Origin of the sequence: Virgisporangium aliadipatigenens, from assembly GCF_016863615.1 — a bacterium.
GTDB classification, from domain to species: Bacteria; Actinomycetota; Actinomycetes; order Mycobacteriales; family Micromonosporaceae; genus Virgisporangium; species Virgisporangium aliadipatigenens.
Window position 1 is genome coordinate 112,125 of sequence record NZ_BOPF01000017.1, and the last position, 18,733, is coordinate 130,857.

The 18,733-nt window shown below is 70.7% G+C and carries 16 protein-coding genes; all 16 read left to right on the top strand.

The genetic code is table 11. From position 1 onward, the window contains the following. Positions 1–75 precede the first annotated feature (75 nt). The 16 genes from pyrR (at position 76) to vanX (ending at position 18,653) form a co-directional block, all read left to right on the top strand. On the top strand, positions 76–600 hold the full coding sequence (gene pyrR / locus Val02_RS23365) for a bifunctional pyr operon transcriptional regulator/uracil phosphoribosyltransferase PyrR (protein ID WP_373317946.1): 525 nt from the start codon (positions 76–78) through the stop codon (positions 598–600). Then, positions 597–1,511, top strand: a complete 915-nt coding sequence (locus tag Val02_RS23370; RefSeq protein ID WP_203901303.1) for an aspartate carbamoyltransferase catalytic subunit — start codon at positions 597–599, stop codon at positions 1,509–1,511. Before pyrR ends, Val02_RS23370 begins: the two co-directional genes overlap by 4 nt. A gap of 49 nt (positions 1,512–1,560) precedes the next feature. Next, a complete protein-coding gene (locus tag Val02_RS23375; RefSeq protein ID WP_203901304.1) occupies positions 1,561–2,844 on the top strand; it encodes a dihydroorotase in 1,284 nt (427 codons plus the stop codon). Next, on the top strand, positions 2,841–3,941 hold the full coding sequence (gene carA / locus Val02_RS23380) for a glutamine-hydrolyzing carbamoyl-phosphate synthase small subunit (RefSeq protein WP_203901305.1): 1,101 nt from the start codon (positions 2,841–2,843) through the stop codon (positions 3,939–3,941). Before Val02_RS23375 ends, carA begins: the two co-directional genes overlap by 4 nt. Further along, positions 3,934–7,278, top strand: a complete 3,345-nt coding sequence (carB, locus tag Val02_RS23385; RefSeq protein ID WP_203901306.1) for a carbamoyl-phosphate synthase large subunit — start codon at positions 3,934–3,936, stop codon at positions 7,276–7,278. The genes carA and carB overlap by 8 nt, the downstream gene beginning before the upstream one ends. Next, the gene (locus tag Val02_RS23390; protein ID WP_203901307.1) at positions 7,278–8,264 is read left to right on the top strand and encodes a quinone-dependent dihydroorotate dehydrogenase; all 987 of its coding nucleotides are present in this window, start codon (positions 7,278–7,280) and stop codon (positions 8,262–8,264) included. The genes carB and Val02_RS23390 overlap by 1 nt, the downstream gene beginning before the upstream one ends. 3 nt (positions 8,265–8,267) lie before the next feature. Further along, on the top strand, positions 8,268–9,095 hold the full coding sequence (pyrF, locus tag Val02_RS23395; RefSeq protein ID WP_203901308.1) for an orotidine-5'-phosphate decarboxylase: 828 nt from the start codon (positions 8,268–8,270) through the stop codon (positions 9,093–9,095). Between the two features lie 208 nt (positions 9,096–9,303). Further along, a complete protein-coding gene (gene mihF, locus Val02_RS23400; protein ID WP_203901309.1) occupies positions 9,304–9,627 on the top strand; it encodes an integration host factor, actinobacterial type in 324 nt (107 codons plus the stop codon). A 20-nt stretch (positions 9,628–9,647) separates the two neighbouring features. Next, complete coding sequence (gmk, locus tag Val02_RS23405) at positions 9,648–10,247, top strand: guanylate kinase (protein WP_203901310.1); 600 nt, start codon at positions 9,648–9,650, stop codon at positions 10,245–10,247. A 44-nt stretch (positions 10,248–10,291) separates the two neighbouring features. After that, on the top strand, positions 10,292–10,558 hold the full coding sequence (gene rpoZ / locus Val02_RS23410) for a DNA-directed RNA polymerase subunit omega (protein WP_203901311.1): 267 nt from the start codon (positions 10,292–10,294) through the stop codon (positions 10,556–10,558). A 6-nt stretch (positions 10,559–10,564) separates the two neighbouring features. Continuing rightward, a complete protein-coding gene (gene coaBC, locus Val02_RS23415) occupies positions 10,565–11,788 on the top strand; it encodes a bifunctional phosphopantothenoylcysteine decarboxylase/phosphopantothenate--cysteine ligase CoaBC (protein ID WP_203901312.1) in 1,224 nt (407 codons plus the stop codon). 124 nt (positions 11,789–11,912) lie between these two features. After that, complete coding sequence (gene metK, locus Val02_RS23420) at positions 11,913–13,106, top strand: methionine adenosyltransferase (RefSeq protein WP_203901313.1); 1,194 nt, start codon at positions 11,913–11,915, stop codon at positions 13,104–13,106. A gap of 442 nt (positions 13,107–13,548) precedes the next feature. Next, entirely contained in the window at positions 13,549–15,801 is a 2,253-nt protein-coding gene (locus tag Val02_RS23425) for a primosomal protein N' (RefSeq protein ID WP_203901332.1), read from the top strand. A 257-nt stretch (positions 15,802–16,058) separates the two neighbouring features. Further along, on the top strand, positions 16,059–17,018 hold the full coding sequence (locus Val02_RS23430) for a D-isomer specific 2-hydroxyacid dehydrogenase family protein (protein ID WP_203901333.1): 960 nt from the start codon (positions 16,059–16,061) through the stop codon (positions 17,016–17,018). Next, a complete protein-coding gene (gene vanA / locus Val02_RS23435; RefSeq protein ID WP_203901314.1) occupies positions 17,011–18,048 on the top strand; it encodes a D-alanine--(R)-lactate ligase in 1,038 nt (345 codons plus the stop codon). The genes Val02_RS23430 and vanA overlap by 8 nt, the downstream gene beginning before the upstream one ends. Next, positions 18,045–18,653 carry a D-Ala-D-Ala dipeptidase VanX gene (gene vanX, locus Val02_RS23440; protein ID WP_203901315.1) on the top strand — a complete coding sequence of 203 codons (609 nt, stop codon included), beginning with the start codon at positions 18,045–18,047 and terminating at the stop codon, positions 18,651–18,653. The genes vanA and vanX overlap by 4 nt, the downstream gene beginning before the upstream one ends. Positions 18,654–18,733: the final 80 nt, after the last annotated feature.

An 18,733-nucleotide genomic window follows, 5' to 3' on the forward strand; every position in this document is an offset into this window, starting at 1 on the left:
GGAAGGAGGGCCCTTCCATTGGGCTACCCAGCGTCGTCTGCGTCGGCCGCTTCGCCATCCACGCAGGGTAAGACGATTCTCGAAACGGGCGATATCGGTCGAATCATAGACCGGATCGCCCATCAGATCCTCGAAAAGACCTCCGGCGCCCGTGACGTCGTTCTGGTCGGGATCGCCACCCGCGGTGTGCCGTTGGCCCGACGCCTGGTGGAACGGATCTCGACGTTCGAGTCCGTCGATGTACCGCTCGGTGTGCTCGACATCACTCTGTACCGGGACGATCTTCGCTTACGCGGTGCACGCTCGGTCGGTCACACGGAGGTACCGCCGGAGGGCATCGACGGGCGACGCGTGGTTCTCGTCGACGACGTGCTCTTCTCCGGCCGGACGGTCCGCGCCGCGCTCGACGCGTTGAAGGACATCGGTCGGCCGCGTGCCGTGCAGCTCGCCGTTCTCGTCGACCGTGGCCACCGGGAACTGCCGATCCGCGCGGACTACGTCGGCAAGAACATCCCCACCGCGCTCACCGAGTCGGTGAAGGTGCTGCTGACCGAGACCGACGGCCGCGACGCCGTCGTTCTCCAGGAGGAAACGGCATGATCCACGACCTGCTGTCGGCGGCCGACCTGGACGCCGACTCCGCCACGCTGATCCTGGACACCGCCGTCGAGATGGCGGCGATGGCCGACCGGGACATCAAGAAGCTGCCGACCCTGCGCGGGCGTACCGTCGTGAACCTCTTCTACGAGGACTCGACGCGGACCCGGATCTCGTTCGAGGCGGCCGCCAAGCGCCTGTCCGCCGATGTGATCAATTTTTCGGCCAAGGGGTCGAGCGTCTCCAAGGGCGAGAGCCTGAAGGACACCGCGCTCACCCTGCAGGCCATGGGCGCCGACGCGGTGGTCGTGCGGCACCAGGCCTCGGGCGCGCCGCACCGCCTCGCCACCTGGGTCGACGGCCGGGTGATCAACGCCGGCGACGGCACCCACGAGCACCCCACCCAGGCGCTGCTGGACGCCTACACGCTGCGTTCGCGGCTCGGCGGGATCGCCGGACGGCACGTGGCGATCGTCGGCGACGTGCTGCACAGCCGGGTCGCCCGTTCCAACGTGCTGCTGCTGCACACGCTCGGCGCCAAGGTCACCCTGGTCGCCCCGCCGACGCTGGTGCCGGTCGGGGTGTCCGAGTGGAACGCCGACGTCAGCTACGACTTCGACGCGGTTCTCCCGTCGGTCGACGCCGTGATGATGCTGCGGGTGCAGCGGGAACGGATGGGTGAGGCCTACTTCCCCTCCGCCCGCGAGTACTCGCGCCGCTACGGGTTGGACCCGGTGCGCGTGAGCCGCCTGCCGGAGCACGCCATCGTCATGCACCCCGGTCCGATGATCCGGGGCATGGAGATCACCCCCGAGGTGGCCGACTCGCCGCGTTCCACCATCGTGGAGCAGGTCGCCAACGGGGTCGCGGTGCGCATGTCCGTTCTTTACCACCTGCTGGGTGGCTTCAAGTGAGCAGCAAGGGCGCAGCTTGCGAGCACCGCCGTCGCGAACAGGAGACAGCATGACGACGTTCCGGATCAGAGGCGCACGGATCCTGGGCGGTGACCCGACCGACCTGCTGGTGCGCGACGGCGTCGTGGCGGCCGTCGGTGCCGACGCGGACGCCCCGGGCGCCGAGAGCGTCGACGCGGACGGCCTGGTCGCCCTGCCGGGTCTCGTGGACCTGCACACCCACCTGCGCGAACCGGGCCGCGAGGACGCCGAGACCGTGCTGACCGGCTCCCGCGCGGCCGCCCTGGGCGGGTACACGGCGGTGTGCGCGATGGCCAACACCGACCCGGTCGCCGACACGGCCGGCGTGGTCGAACAGGTCTGGCGGCTCGGCCGCGAGGCGGGGCTGGTCGACGTGCAGCCGATCGGCGCCGTGACGGTGGGCCTGGGCGGCGAACGCCTCGCCGAGCTGGGCGCCATGGCGGACTCCGCGGCCAGTGTGCGGGTCTTCTCCGACGACGGCCACTGCGTCTTCGACCCGCGGCTCATGCGGCGCGCGTTGGAGTACGTGAAGGCGTTCGACGGAGTGATCGCCCAACACGCCGAGGAACCGCGACTGACCGTCGGCGCCCAGATGCACGAAGGCGTTGTTTCGGCCCGGCTCGGGCTGACCGGGTGGCCGGCGGTCGCCGAGGAGTCGATCATCGCGCGGGACGCCCTGCTGGCCGGCCACGTCGGCGCCCGGCTGCACATCTGCCACGTCTCGACCAGGGGCAGTGTCGACATCATCCGCTGGGCCAAGGCGCGCGGCGTGCGGATCACCGCCGAGGTGACGCCGCACCACCTGCTGCTCACCGACACCCGCGCGGAGTCCTTCGACCCGGTCTTCAAGGTGAACCCGCCGCTGCGCACCGCCGAGGACGTCGAGGCGCTGCGGGAGGCGCTCGTCGAGGGGATCGTGGACATCGTCGCCACCGACCACGCGCCGCACACCACGGAGGACAAGGAGTGCGAGTGGGCCTACGCCCGGCCGGGCATGCTCGGCCTGGAGACGGCCCTGTCGATCGTGCAGGACGTGGCGCTGGACCGGCTCGGCTGGGACGGCATCGCCGAGCGGATGTCCCGCACGCCGGCCCGCATCGCCGGGCTCACCGACCACGGCCGTGACCCCGCCCCGGGTGTGCCGGCCAACCTGACGCTGGTCGACCCGGCCGCCCGCCGGCAGGTCGACCCCGGCTCGCTGGCGAGCCGCAGCCGCAACACGCCGTACGCCGGCATGACCCTGCCCGGTCGCATCGTCGCGACCTTCCTGCGTGGGGAAGCAACTGTTCTCGACGGGAAGGTGGTCAAGTGACCTCCGCTATTTTGGTGCTCGAAGACGGCCGGGCCTTCCGGGGCGAGGCCTACGGGGCGGTCGGGGAGACGTTCGGGGAGGCGGTCTTCAACACCGGCATGACCGGTTATCAGGAGACGCTGACCGACCCGTCGTACCACCGGCAGGTGGTGGTGATGACCGCGCCGCACATCGGCAACACCGGGGTGAACGGCGAGGACGACGAGTCGTCGCGGATCTGGGTCTCCGGTTATGTTGTGCGCGATCCCGCGCGCGCCCCGTCCAACTGGCGCTCGACCGGCGCGCTGTCCGACCGGCTCGCGGCCGAGGGCATCGTCGGGATCTCGGGGGTGGACACGCGGGCGCTGACGCGCCATCTGCGTGAGCGCGGCGCCATGCGCGTCGGGGTGTCCTCTGTGGACACCGATCCCGCTTCCCTGTTGGAACGGGTCCGCACGCAGCCGTCGATGGCCGGCGCCAACCTGGTGGACGAGGTGTCGACCGATTCGGCCTATGTGCACGAGGCCGAGGGGGAGCACCGGTTCACCGTCGCGGCGCTGGACCTCGGCATCAAGCGCAACACCCCGCGCCGCCTGGCCGCCCGCGGCGTCACCACGCACGTGATCCCGGCGTCGTCCACTGTGGACGATGTGCTGGCGGTCGGCGCCGACGCGGTGTTCCTGTCCAACGGGCCGGGCGATCCGGCCACCGCCGACCACCAGGTCGAGGTGACCGCCGAACTGCTGCGCCGCGGCGTGCCGGTCTTCGGCATCTGCTTCGGCAACCAGATCCTGGGCCGGGCGCTCGGCTTCGGCACCTACAAGCTGAAGTACGGCCACCGGGGGATCAACCAGCCGGTGATGGACCGCACCACGGGCAAGGTCGAGGTGACGGCGCACAACCACGGCTTCGCCGTCGACGCGCCGATCGACCGGGTCGCCGACACTCCTTTCGGCGGTGTCGAGGTCGCGCACGTCTGCCTCAACGACAACGTGGTGGAGGGGCTGCGGTGCCTCGACGCCCGCGCCTTCTCCGTGCAGTACCACCCCGAGGCGGCCGCCGGGCCGCACGACGCCGATTACCTGTTCAACCGGTTCGTGGAGCTCATCAATGCCTAAAAGGACCGACATCAAGCACGTGCTCGTCATCGGCTCCGGCCCGATCGTCATCGGCCAGGCGTGCGAGTTCGACTACTCGGGTACGCAGGCGTGCCGCGTGCTGCGCGCCGAGGGCATCCGGGTCTCCCTGGTGAACTCCAACCCGGCGACGATCATGACGGACCCCGAGTTCGCCGACGCGACCTACGTGGAGCCGATCACGCCGGAGTTCGTGGAGCTGGTCATCGCCAAGGAACGCCCCGACGCGATTCTCGCCACGCTCGGCGGCCAGACGGCGCTCAACACCGCCGTCGCGCTGCACGAGTCGGGTGTGCTCGACAAGTACGGCGTCGAACTGATCGGCGCCGACATCGACGCCATCCGGCGCGGCGAGGACCGGCAGCTGTTCAAGGAGATCGTGGTCCGGGCCGGCGGCGACGTGCCCCGCTCCCGGGTGTGCCACTCCATGGAGGAGGTGCACGAGACCGTCCGCGAACTCGGCCTCCCGGTGGTGATCCGGCCCTCGTTCACCATGGGCGGGCTCGGCTCCGGCATGGCGCACACCAACGACGACCTGGCCCGCATCGCCGGCGCCGGGCTCGCCGCCAGCCCCGTGCACGAGGTTCTCATCGAGGAGAGCGTGCTGGGCTGGAAGGAGTACGAGCTGGAGCTGATGCGCGACCGCAAGGACAACGTGGTCGTGGTCTGTTCCATCGAGAACGTCGACGCGATGGGCGTGCACACCGGCGACTCCGTGACGGTGGCCCCGGCGATGACGCTCACCGACCGGGAGTACCAGCGGCTGCGCGACCTGGGTATCGCCGTGCTGCGCGAGGTCGGCGTGGACACCGGCGGCTGCAACATCCAGTTCGCGGTCAACCCGGTGGACGGCCGGCTCGTGGTCATCGAGATGAACCCGCGCGTCTCCCGCTCTTCCGCGCTGGCCTCGAAGGCGACCGGCTTCCCGATCGCGAAGATCGCCGCCAAGCTGGCCATCGGCTACACGCTCGACGAGATCCCGAACGACATCACCGGCTCCACGCCGGCCGCGTTCGAGCCGACGCTCGACTACGTGGTGGTGAAGATCCCGCGCTTCGCGTTCGAGAAGTTCCCGGCGGCCGACACCGAACTGACCACGACGATGAAGTCCGTCGGCGAGGCCATGGCGCTGGGGCGCAACTTCACCGAGGCGCTGGGCAAGGCGATGCGTTCGATGGAGACGAAGGCGTCGGGCTTCTGGACCGTGCCCCACAAGGGTGACCTCGACGGCCTCCGGGTCCCGCACGACGGGCGCCTCTACACCCTGGAGGCGGCGCTGCGCGGCGGCGCGTCCGTGGCGGAGGTCTGCGCGGCCTCCGGGATGGATCCCTGGTTCGTCGAGGAGATCGCCGGCCTGGTGGCCCTGCGCCAGGAGATCCTGGACGCGGCCGTGCTGGACCTGCCGCTGCTGCGCAAGGCGAAGCGGGCCGGCCTGTCCGACCGGCAGCTCGCCGCGCTGCGCCCGGAACTGGCCGGCGAGGACGGCGTGCGCACCCTGCGGCACCGGCTCGGCCTGCACCCGGTGTACAAGACGGTGGACACGTGCGCGGCGGAGTTCGCGGCCCGCACGCCGTACCACTACTCCTCCTACGACGAGGAGACCGAGGTCGCGCCCTCGGACCGGCCCAAGGTGATCATCCTGGGCTCCGGCCCGAACCGGATCGGCCAGGGCATCGAGTTCGACTACTCGTGCGTGCACGCCGTCATGGCGCTGCGCGAGGCGGGCTACGAGACCGTCATGGTCAACTGCAACCCGGAGACGGTCTCCACCGACTACGACACCGCCGACCGGCTGTACTTCGAGCCGCTGACGTTCGAGGACGTCTACGAGGTGTTCCGGGCCGAGGACGAGTCCGGCCGCGCGGCCGGCGGCCCGGGCGTGGTGGGCGTGATCGTCCAGCTGGGCGGCCAGACCCCGCTCGGCCTGGCCCGCAAGCTGGCGGCCGCCGGCCTCCCGGTCGTCGGCACCTCGCCCGAGTCGATCCACAGCGCCGAGGACCGCGGCGTCTTCGGCAAGCTCCTGACCGAGGCCGGTCTACGAGCCCCTGCCCATGGAACGGCCACGAGCTTCCCCGAGGCGAAGAAGATCGCGGACGAGATCGGCTACCCGGTGCTGGTGCGCCCCTCGTACGTGCTCGGCGGGCGGGGCATGGAGATCGTGTACGACGAACGGATCCTGCGCGAGTACATCGCCCGCGCCACCGACATCTCGCCCGAACATCCGGTGCTGGTCGACCGGTTCCTCGACGACGCGATCGAGATCGACGTGGACGCGCTCGCCGACAGCGCCGGTGAGGTGTACCTCGGCGGCGTGATGGAACACATCGAGGAGGCCGGCGTGCACTCCGGCGACTCGGCGTGCGTCCTCCCGCCGATCACGCTCTCCGCGACGCATCTGGCGGAGGTGCGCCGCTACACGACCGCGCTCGCCCGCGGGATCGGCGTGCGCGGCCTCCTGAACGTCCAGTACGCGCTCAAGGACGACGCGCTGTACGTCCTGGAGGCGAACCCGCGCGCGTCGCGCACGGTGCCGTTCGTGTCGAAGGCGACGGCGGTGCCCCTGGCGAAGGCGGCGGCCCGGATCGCGCTCGGCGCGACCATCGCCGACCTGCGCGCCGAGGGGCTGCTGCCGCCCACGGGCGACGGCGGGGAGGCCGCCGCGGGTGCGCCGATCGCGGTGAAGGAGGCGGTGCTGCCGTTCAAGCGGTTCCGCACCACCGACGGGCAGGGCGTGGACAGCCTGCTGGGGCCGGAGATGAAGTCGACCGGCGAGGTGATGGGCATCGACCCGGCCTTCGGGCACGCGTTCGCCAAGTCCCAGGCGGCCGCCTACGGGTCCCTGCCCACGAAGGGGAAGGTGCTGGTCACGGTCGCCAACCGGGACAAGCGCGGCATGATCTTCCCGGTGAAGCGGCTGGCCGACCTCGGGTTCACGATCGTGGCCACCGCCGGAACGGGCGAGGTGTTCCGCCGCTACGGGGTGGAGTGCGACATCGTGCCGAAGCACTTCGAGGCCGGCGAGGGGCCGCACGCCGTGGCGCTGATCGCGGCGGGCGAGATCGACCTGGTGATCAACACGCCGCAGGGTCCGGCCGCGCGCCAGGACGGCTACGAGATCCGCAGCGCGGCCGTCGTGGCCGACATCCCGTGCATCACCACCCTGCCGGGTGCGGCGGCCGCGGTGATGGGCATCGAGGCGCTGCTGCGCGGCGAGATGGCCGTGCGTCCCCTTCAGGAACTCCACGCCGCCATGCGTCCGCCGAGCGCGCGCGGGGACGGCGGATCAGGCGCCGGCAACGCGCCCGCGCGGGAGGAGTAGTGGACTGGTACACCGGCGTCGCGCGCCCCTTGCTCTTCCGCCGCGACGCGGAGTCCGCGCACCTTCTCGCGCTCAGGTCCCTGCGCCTGCTGCGCGGTAGGGCCCTCGAGTGCGGACCCCGGGAGGTCTTCGGGGTCCGCTTCCCCAACCCGGTGGGGCTGGCGGCCGGCATGGACAAGGACGGGCACGCCCTGCGCGCGTGGCCGGCGCTCGGGTTCGGGTTCGTCGAGGTGGGCACCGTGACCCGGCACCCCCAGCCGGGGAACGAGCGGCCGCGGATGTTCCGGCTGAGGGAGTCCGCGGCGGTGATCAACCGGATGGGCTTCAACAACGCCGGGGCCGCCGCCCTGGCCGCCCGTCTGGCGCGCCTGGGGCCGCTGCCGGTGCCGTTGGGGATCAGCCTCGGCAAGAGCAAGGTGACCCCGCTGGAGGAGGCCGTGGCGGACTACGTCCACTCGTTGCGCCTGCTGGCGCCGTACGCCGCCTACGTGGCCGTCAACGTCAGTTCGCCGAACACCCCGGGCCTGCGGGCCCTCCAGGACCGCGCGGCGCTCGACGAGCTGCTGGCGGCGCTGCGGGCCGAGACGGACCGGCCGATCCTCGTGAAGGTGGCGCCGGATCTGACCGAGGCGGCGCTCGGCGAGGTCTGCCAGGTCGCGGCGGATCGCGGGATCGACGGGTTCATCGCGACGAACACGACCGTCGCCCGGAGCGGGGTAGCGCAGAGTGACCGTGAGACGGCCGAACGGGAGGCGGGTGGGCTCTCCGGCCTGCCGCTTCACTCGCGTTCAGTCGAAGTAGTGAAATTTCTCACTACGCAGGGAGAACTTCCGGTGATCGGGGTGGGCGGCATCGACGGACCGGAGGCGGCGCTCCGGATGGTCGACGCCGGAGCCGCTCTCGTCCAGCTCTACACCGGCTTCGTGTACGGGGGTCCGTCCGTGGTGCGGCGGACCGTTCGGGCGCTCTCCGCCCGGGAGGAGTAGGCGATGGAACGCTTCGGCGCGCGGCTGCGCAGCGCTATGGAAAATCTCGGACCGTTGTGCGTCGGGATCGACCCGCACCCCCAGTTGCTCACCGCGTGGGGGCTCTCGGACGATGCGGCGGGGCTGCGGAAGTTCTGTGAGACCTGCGTCTCATCGATGGCCGGCAGGGTCGCCGTGGTCAAGCCGCAATCGGCGTTTTTCGAGCGTCACGGCGCCGCGGGAGTGTCCGTTCTAGAGTCAACTATCCGACAGTTACGCGACGCCGGGACACTTGTGCTTTTGGACGTCAAGCGGGGCGATATCGGCTCGACGGCCGCCGCGTACGCCGACGCCTACCTCGATCCGACCTCCCCGCTGGCCTCGGACGCCATTACGGCGAGTCCATATCTCGGATTCGGATCGTTGCGGCCGATGATCGACCGCGCGCTCGATTCGGGCGCCGGAGTCTTCGTTCTCGCGCTCACCTCGAATCCCGAGGGAGCCCAGGTCCAGCGGGCCGTAGGACCGGACAAAACGACCGTCGCGCAGGCCATGATCAACGCAATTGCGCAGGTCAATGAGGGTGTGGCGCCAATGGGGGACATCGGTGCCGTGATCGGTGCCACGGTGGGCCGTTCCGCTCTGGAACTGTCCACAGTGAACGGTCCGTTACTCGCTCCGGGGCTCGGCGCGCAGGGCGGAAAGGTCGACGATCTGGTCGACGTTTTCGGCGACGCGACGCGTCTCGTGCTGCCGTCGTACTCCCGCGAGATCCTCGGTCGGGGGCCCCGCGTGGAGGATCTCCGCGCGGCCGTCACCCGCACGCTGGACGACGTGCGGCGGCTGTTGTGATCGACTTGTTCGAAGATCATGGGCGCGGCGACGTTGCCGAAAACCTCCCCGACGGCTAGTTTTCCCCGCGCCAGTAACACCCGCTCCATCTGTCACACCGGGTTACATACGGCGCACCCGCATCACCGGCCACACCAGCACAATGGCAATATCTGCGTCGAACCCGTATCCACCATCAGCTACATCACGAGGGACCTGAGGAGACCTGGTGCCGCTTCCGCCACTGAGCCCGGAACAGCGCGCTGCCGCCCTGGAAAAGGCTGCAGAAGTACGCAAAGCGCGCGCGGAGCTGAAGGATCAGCTCAAGTCGGGCAAAACCTCGCTTGCTGCGGTACTCGACCGTGCCGAGGACGACGACGTCGTCGGCAAGCTCAAGGTGTCGGCCGTGCTGCAGGCGATGCCCGGCATCGGCAAGATCCGGGCCCAGCAGATCATGGAAAAGCTCAAGATCGCCGACAGTCGCCGTCTTCGGGGGCTGGGCGAGCAGCAGCGTAAGGCCCTGCTTGGGGAGTTCGCTACCAGCAGCAGTTGAGGGCAAGGTAGAAACAACCCGTGACAAGTCATGACGATGCGCGCCCGGCAGCACGGCTCACTGTCCTGTCCGGCCCTTCCGGGGTCGGCAAGGACAGCGTGATCGAGCTGATTCGGGCGCGCTCGCCTTGGACCTTGTGGCTGTCGGTGTCGGTCACGACCCGGCCCCGCCGCCACTACGAGGTCGACGGACAGCACTACCACTTCGTCGACCGGACCGAGTTCCAGCGACTGATCGAGCAGGACCAGCTGTTGGAGTGGGCCGACTTCGCGGGCAACCTCTACGGCACGCCCCGCGAGCCCGTCGAGCGCCACATCCGGCTCGGCGAGGCCCCCCTGCTGAAGATCGACATTCAGGGCGCCCGGCAGGTGCGCAAGGCCATGCCGGACGCGCTGCTGGTCTTCCTGGCCCCGCCCAGCTTCGAGGAACTGGCGCGCCGCCTCGCCGGCCGGGGGACCGAGGACGCGCAGACGATCGCCCGACGCCTCGCGGCCGCCCGTGACGAGATGGCCTCGGAGGCCGAGTTCGACGTCACGATTGTCAACGATTCGAAGGAACGTGCAGCTGACGAGCTGGTAGGCTTGTTCGGTTCTCGGTTACCCGCAGGTCCCCTGCACTAGCGGGACCCTGCATCAAGCTTTCTACCTTAAGAGGTTCTGCTTCCGTGTCTGGAACTGTCGCCAACCCCGAAGGCATCACCAACCCGCCGATCGACGAGCTGCTGGAGAAGAGCTCCTCGAAGTACGCCCTGGTGATCTTCGCGGCCAAGCGAGCCCGCCAGATCAACGCCTACTACAGCCAGCTCGGCGAGGGCCTGCTGGAGTACGTGGGCCCGCTCGTGGAGACCACTCCGCAGGAGAAGCCGCTGTCGATCGCCATGCGCGAGATCAACGCCGGTCTCCTCACCGCTGAGCCCACCGAGACGGCCTAGGCACCCGTGACGCGCGCCCCCTCCGTCGTCCTCGGCGTCGGCGGGGGCATCGCCGCGTACAAGGCCTGCGAGCTGCTGCGCCTGTTCACCGAGTCGGGGCACTCCGTGCGGGTGCTGCCGACCGATGCCGCGCTGCGCTTCGTCGGCGCGCCGACCTGGGCCGCGCTGTCCGGGCAGCCGGTGCACACCGACGTCTGGTCGGACGTTCACGAGGTGCCGCACGTGCGCGTCGGACGGCAGGCCGACCTCGTGGTGGTGGCCCCGGCGACCGCCGACCTGCTCGCCAAGGCCGCGCACGGGCTCGCCGACGACCTGCTGACCAACACGCTGTTGACGGCGCGCTGCCCGACGCTGTTCGCCCCGGCGATGCACACCGAGATGTGGGAGCACCCCGCCACGCGGGCCAACGTCGCGCTGCTGCGGGAGCGCGGCGCCGTCGTGCTCGAACCGGCCGTCGGCCGGCTCACCGGCGCGGACACCGGCAAGGGCCGGCTGCCCGAGCCCCCGGAGATCTTCGAGGCCGCGCTCGCCCTGCTCCGGCGCGGGGCGCTCGCCCCGGACCTGCGCGGGCGGCGGATCGTCGTGACGGCCGGCGGCACCCGGGAGCCCATCGACCCGGTGCGCTTCATCGGCAACCGGTCCTCCGGCAAGCAGGGGTACGCGTTCGCCCGCGCCGCCGTCGCGCGGGGCGCCCGTGTGACGCTCGTCGCGGCCAACGTGACGTTGCCGGACCCGGCCGGCGTGGATCTGGTGCGGGTCGGGACGACGGAGGAGCTGCGCGCCGCGACGGTGGCGGCCGCCAAGGACGCCGACGTGGTGGTGATGGCCGCCGCACCCGCGGACTTCCGGCCGGCCGTGTACGCGGACCAGAAAATCAAGAAGTCGCCCGGGGGTGACGCGCCGGTGCTGACGCTCACCACCAACCCGGACATCGCCGCCGAGCTGGGTGAACGTAAGGCGGCGGGGCAGATACTCGTGGCGTTCGCGGCCGAAACCGCTGGGGGGCCCGAGGCGTTGGCCAATGCGCGGGACAAGCTGGTCCGCAAGCGGGCGGACCTGATAGTTCTCAACGCGGTCGGCGAGGCCATCGGTTTCGGGACCGACACCAACGCGGCTGTCGTCCTCGATGCGGACGGTTCCGCGACGACCATCGACATGACGTCGAAGGACCGGCTGGCTGATGCGGTTCTCGACCTGGTGGCGGATAAGCTGCCACCCGATACGGACTGACGGACGGGGTTCTGGCCGGACCCCGCACCCCGGTCCCACTGTCAGGAGGCCGGTCGTAGACTCGGCCCTAAATCCGATCCGGACGGTAGGAATACCCCCGGAGGCATGTACCTGAGGGAGCATCGTGGCACGGCGTCTTTTTACCTCCGAATCGGTGACCGAGGGGCACCCGGACAAGATCGCTGACCAGATCAGCGACGGGATCCTGGATGCTCTGATCGGTGCCGACCCCACGAGCCGGGTCGCGGTCGAGACGCTGATCACGACCGGTCAGGTGCACGTCGCCGGCGAGGTGACCACCAGCGCCTACGCCGACATCGCGGCGATCGTGCGGGAGACCATCCTGGGGATCGGCTACGACTCCTCGAAGAAGGGCTTCGACGGCGGTTCCTGCGGCGTGAGCGTCTCGATCGGCGCCCAGTCGCCGGACATCGCCCAGGGCGTGGACAAGGCGCTGGAGCAGCGCACCGGCGAGGCCGCCGACCCGATCGACGCGCAGGGCGCGGGCGACCAGGGCATGATGTTCGGCTTTGCCTGCACCGAGACCCCCGAGCTGATGCCGCTGCCGATCGCGCTCGCGCACCGGCTCGCCCGCCGGCTCACCGCCGTGCGCAAGGACGGCACGGTTCCCTACCTGCGTCCGGACGGCAAGACCCAGGTCACGGTCGAGTACGAGGGCTTCAAGCCGGTGCGGCTCAACACCGTCGTGGTGTCGTCGCAGCACGCCCCCGACATCTCGCTGGAGTCGCTGCTCACGCCGGACGTCCAGGAGCACGTGATCGCCCCCGAGCTGGAGGGCCTCGGCCTCGACACCGAGGGCTACCGGCTGCTGGTCAACCCGACCGGCCGCTTCGAGATCGGCGGCCCGATGGGCGACGCCGGCCTCACCGGGCGCAAGATCATCGTCGACACCTACGGCGGCTACGCCCGCCACGGCGGCGGCGCCTTCTCCGGCAAGGACCCGTCGAAGGTGGACCGTTCGGCCGCCTACGCCATGCGCTGGGTCGCCAAGAACGTCGTCGCGGCCGGGCTCGCCGAGCGCTGCGAGGTGCAGGTCGCGTACGCGATCGGCAAGGCGAAGCCGGTCAGCCTCTTCGTCGAGACGTTCGGCACCGAGGTCGTGCCGGTGGACCGGATCGAGAAGGCGATCAACGAGGTCTTCGACCTGCGCCCCGCCGCGATCATCCGGGACCTGGAGCTGCTGCGGCCGGTGTACCGGCAGACGGCGGCTTACGGGCACTTCGGGCGTGAGCTGCCGGGCTTCACCTGGGAGCGCACCGACCGCGTCTCCGAGCTGAAGTCGGCCGCGGGAGCGTAGTTTCGTCGTTCAGGGAAGGGCTGCCTTTCGGGGCGGCCCTTTCTTCTTGCGCTCACACGGGTGTGAGTTCAGTGCGGACGTGTGTGAGCTCAGGGAGATCATCGGGCTAGTTGATATCCGTGAGCTCACACACGTCGGGGACGGATCCCGGCGGGGTGGCGGGGTGTCGCGGCGGAGTGTCAGGGGTGGGTGTTAGGACGGTGGGGTGACGGACGCGGACGGGCAGATCGCCCTGGATGCTGACTGGCCCGCCCCCGGGCCGGCCGGCCCCGCGCCGTCCACCGACCGCGCCGCGCCCTCCGCGCCCGGGTCGGCGCGCTCCGGTTCACGAGCCGCGCCGGGTGCTTCGCGGGGCTCCGGGGCGGCCGCCCGGGGCGGTAAGGCCCGTGGGCCGGCGAAGGAGCGGGAGGCCGCTGCCGAGCTACCGGTGGCGCGGGTCTGCGTGGACGTGCCGCTCGCCCACCTGGACCGGCCGTTCGACTACCTGGTGCCCGCGGAGGCGGACGATGCCGCCCGGCCGGGGGTGCGGGTGCGGGTGCGCTTCGCCGGGCAGCTCGTCAGCGGGTTCCTGCTGGAGCGCGTGGCGGAGTCGGAGCACGAGGGCCGGCTGACGTTTCTCGACCGGGTGGTGTCGCCGGAGGTGGTGCTGACCGCCGGGGTCGCCGAGGTCGCGCGGGCCGTCGCGGACCGCTACGCGGGGACGCTGGCGGACGTGTTGCGCCTGGCGGTGCCGCCGCGCCACGCGAAGGTCGAGGCCGCCGCCCCCGAGGTGCCCTCCGCCGCCCGCGAGGTGCCGGCCGGCGCGTCGGGTGCGCTGGTCGAGAAGGCCGCGGGGACGGGGCTGACGGCCGGGCCGGACAGCGCGCCGGGCGGGAAGCCCGCGAGGGTGGGGCCGCCTGCCGGTCCCGACGGCGCGTCGGGTGTGCCGGGGGAGAAGCCCGCGGGGACGGAGTTGCCTGCCGGTCCCGACGGCGCGCCGGGCGTGACGGAGGAGAAGGCCGCCGGGACGGAGCTGCCGGTCGGGTCGGGCGACGACGTGGCGAAGGTGCCGAGCGGGTCGGGCGGTGCGGGTTCGGCGGGGGACGGGAGCGCCGGGGCGGCCGGCGATGTGGTCGCCGGGCCGGAGCCGCAGGAGGAGATCGCGGGTGATTCCGGGTGGGACGCCTACACCGCGGGGCGGGCGTTCCTGCGGGCGATCGCGGCGGGCAAGGCGCCCCGGGCCGTGTGGAACGCGCTGCCCGGCGAGGACTGGCCGGCCCGGATCGCCGGGGCGGTGGCGGCGGCGTTCGGGGCGGGGCGGGGTGCGCTCGTCGTCGTCGCGGACCAGCGTGACCTGGACCGGGTGGACGCGGCGCTGACGGCGATGCTCGGTGCGGGGCGGCACGTGGCGCTGTCGGCCGCCGTGGGGCCGGCCGAGCGGTACCGGAGGTTCCTGGCGGCGAGCCGGGGGCGGGTGCGCGTCGTGGCCGGTACCCGGGCGGCCGCACTGGCGCCGGTCGAGGATCTCGGCCTCGTGGCGATCTGGGACGACGGCGACGACCTGCACGCCGAGCCGCGCGCGCCGTACCCGCACGCCCGGCAGGTGCTGCTGACCCGCGCGGAGCTGACCGGGTGCGCCGTTCTGGTGGGCGGGTTCGCGCGGACGGCCGAGGCGCAGCAACTCGTGGAGACGGGCTGGGCGCGGCAGGTGCTGGCGGAGCGTTCGACCGTGCGGGAGCGGGCGCCCGCCGTCACGCCCACCGGCGACGACTTCCAGCGGGCGCGCGACCCGGCCGCCGCGGCCGCCCGGCTGCCCAGCGTCGCCTGGCGCGCGGCGCGGGATGCGCTCGCCGCCGGGACGCCGGTGCTGGTGCAGGTGCCGCGTCGGGGGTACCTGCCGGCCGTCGCGTGCGACCGCTGCGGGACCCCCGCCCGGTGCGAACACTGCTCGGGGCCGTTGGCGCTGCCCAGTGCCACGGGCACGGCGTTCTGCCGCTGGTGCGGCCGCAGCGCCGCCGACCACCGGTGCGGGTACTGCGGGGACCGCCGCATGCGCGCCTCCGTCGTCGGTGCCCGCCGGACCGCCGAGGAACTGGGGCGGGCGTTCCCCGGCGCGCCGGTGCGCACCTCCGGCCGGGAGGGTGTGCTCGCGTCGGTCCCCGGCCAGCCGGCCGTCGTGGTGAGCACGCCCGGCGCCGAACCCGTCGCCGAGGGCGGCTACGGCGCGGTGCTGCTGCTCGACACGTGGGCCCTGCTCACCCGGGCCGATCTGCGGGCCGGTGAGGAGACGGTGCGGCGGTGGTTCGCGGCGGCGGCGCTGGCCCGGCCGGCCGCGGCCGGTGGTCAGGTGGTCGTGGTGGCCGAGGCGGGGCTGGCGGCCGTTCAGGCGCTGGTGCGTTGGGACGCGGCCTGGCTGGCGGCCCGCGAGCTGGCCGAACGCCGCGAGCTCGGCTTCCCGCCGGCCGCACGCATGGTGTCGCTGACCGGTGTGCCGGAGGCCGTGGCGGAGCTGCTGGAGCACGTCGACCAGACCGATGTGGCGCTGCTCGGCCCGGTCGAGGCCGAGGAGGAGGGGCAGGAACGCGTGCTGCTGCGCACCTCCCGGGCGGGCGGCCCGGCCCTGTCCGCGACGCTGCGCACCGCCGCCGGTATCAGAAGCGCCCGCAAGGCACCGCACCCCGTCCGGATACAGGTTGATCCGCTTGAGCTGTTGTAGGTCGATGGTGCGGATGTTGGGCGATGTGCGAGGAATCTTGCCCGCTGCAATTGGTCGGTAACATATTGTCGGCAAAATCGAATCCCGGAAGTGTGCCGGCGTCATCCGATGGTCGACCGGAAGGCACGGACAGGACTGGTGCCGCCCTGGGAGCCATGTCCTAGACTGCGGGGATGCCAAACAGCGAACCAGCACGGTCGGCGGCCCGCATCGGTTCGCTGCCGTCTTCCTCGGATGTGCCCACCGATACCCAGTTAATGGGAATTACCGTTTATTCGTGCGAGCGGGACGAGGCCGTTCTGTTCGAGGAATTGGCGCCGCGCTATGCGATTGCGCCGATCATGACGGACTCGCCGGTTTGCGAGGCGAATGTCGCGCTCGCCGCCGGAAACCGCTGCATCAGCGTGGGGCACAAAACTCAGATCACCAACCCGACGCTCGACGCGCTCGGCCGTGCCGGCGTCACGTACATCTCCACGCGCAGCATCGGCTTCAACCACATCGATCTGGAGTACGCCGAGAGCATCGGCATCACCGTCGGTAACGTCGCGTACTCGCCGGACAGCGTGGCCGACTACACGCTCATGCTGATGCTCATGGCGGTGCGCAGTGCCAAGGCGATGATCCGCCGGGTGGACGCGCACGACTACCGGCTCAACGACGTTCGTGGGAAAGAGCTGCGCGACCTGACCGTCGGCGTCGTCGGCACGGGGCGCATCGGCACGGCCGTCATCGACCGGCTCCGCGGTTTCGGCTGCCGGATCCTGGCCTACGACACCAGCCCGCACGCCGATGTCCGCTACGTACCGCTCGACGAGCTGGTGCAACACAGCGACATTGTCACGCTCCACACCCCGCTCACCCCGGCCACGTATCATCTGCTCGATCGTCGGCGCATCGAGCAGATGCGGCTGGGCGCGTACGTCATCAACACCGGGCGCGGTTCACTGATCGAGACCGAGGCGCTTATTTCGGCACTGGAAAGCGGCCGGTTGGGCGGTGCGGCGTTGGACGTCGTCGAGGGGGAGGAGGGAATCTTCTACGCCGACTGCCGGGACAAGCCCCTGGGGAGTTCTCCGCTGATGCTGTTGCAGGAGCTGCCCAACGTCCTCATCAGTCCGCACACCGCCTTTTACACGGACCACGCCCTCAGCGACACCGTCGAAAATTCCATCGTCAATTGCCTGAAGTTCGAGAGCGGGAAACAGTATGGATAAGGTGAAGATCGGAATCCTCTTCGGGGGCACCGGCGAGGAACATCCCGTCTCCGTCAAGTCCGCGCGTGAGGTCGCAAAGAGCCTCGACACCGAGAAGTACGAGCCGTTCTACGTCGGGATCACGCAGGACGGCACCTGGCGCCTGTGCGACGGCCCGGTCGAGGGCTGGGAGACCGAGAGCCGTCCGGCCGTCCTGTCGCCGGACCGCAGCGTGCACGGCCTGCTCGTTCTCGACGGGGACAAGTTCGAGACGATCCGCCTGGACCTGGTCTTCCCCGTCCTGCACGGCAAGATGGGCGAGGACGGCACGATGCAGGGCCTGTTCGAGCTGGCCGGCATCCCCTACGTGGGCTGCGACGTGCAGAGCTCCGCGGTCTGCATGGACAAGTCCCTCACGTACACGGTCGTCAACAGCGTGGGCATCGCGACCCCGGGCTACTGGATCGTCAGCCTGGACCAGGACATCGACGGCGACCAGTTCACGTATCCCGTGTTCGTGAAGCCGGCGCGGTCGGGTTCGTCGTTCGGCGTCACCAAGGTCTCCTCGAAGGAGGAGCTGAGCGCCGCGCTCGCGACCGCGGCCGAGTACGACTCGAAGGTGCTCATCGAGGAGATGGTCGTCGCCAGCGAGATCGGCTGCGCGATTCTCGGCAACGACGAGGACCTGTTCGCCGGCGAGTGCGACCGGGTGGCGCTCTCCCACGGCTTCTTCCGGATCCACCAGGAGGAGAGCCCGGAGACCGGTTCGGAGAACTCGGCGTTCATCTGCCCGGCCGACATCCCGGCCGAGGCGCGCACGGTGGTGCAGGAGACGGCGAAGAAGATCTACCGTGCCCTGGGCTGCCGGGGTCTGGCGCGCGTCGACCTGTTCCTGAAGGAGGACGGCTCGGTGGTCCTCAACGAGGTCAACACGCTGCCCGGCCTCACCTCGTACAGCCGCTACCCCCGGATGATGAACGCCGCCGGCCTGCCGCTGTCCGAGGTGATCAACCGCCTCGTGTCGCTGACGCTGACCGGCAAGACGCAGTGAACGACGACTTCGTCTTCATCGACGAGATCGTTCCCGGGATCCGCTGGGACGCCAAGTACGCCACCTGGGACAACTTCACCGGCAAGCCGGTGGACGGCTACGTGGTCAACCGGATCGTCGGCACCCGTGCGCTCGCCGCGGCGCTGGGTCGGGCCCAGGAGAAGGCGGCGTCGCTCGGCTTCGCCCTGCTGCTCTGGGACGGCTACCGGCCGCAGCGCGCCGTGGACAACTTCATCCGCTGGTCGGAGGAGCCGGAGGACGGCCGCAAGAAGGAACGGCACTACCCGAAGATCGAGCGCCCGCAGATGTTCGAACTCGGGTACGTGGCCGCCAAGTCGGGCCACAGCCGGGGCAGCACGGTCGACCTGACCATCTACCACCTGGACACCGGCGAGCTCGCCCCGATGGGCGGCGACCACGACGTGATGGACGTGATCTCGCACCACGGTGCGGACGGCGTCACGGAGGTGGAGGCGAAGAACCGCCTGCACCTGCGCGCCATCATGGAGGAGAGCGGCTTCAACGCGTACGAGTACGAGTGGTGGCACTACACGTTGAAGGACGAGCCCTATCCCGACACGTATTTCGACTTCCCGATCGAATAGCGCCTGATCGAACAACGGAAATGCCCCCGGCGGAGCCGGGGGCATTTCCGTTCAGGCACCTAGCGCAGCCACGGAATGCT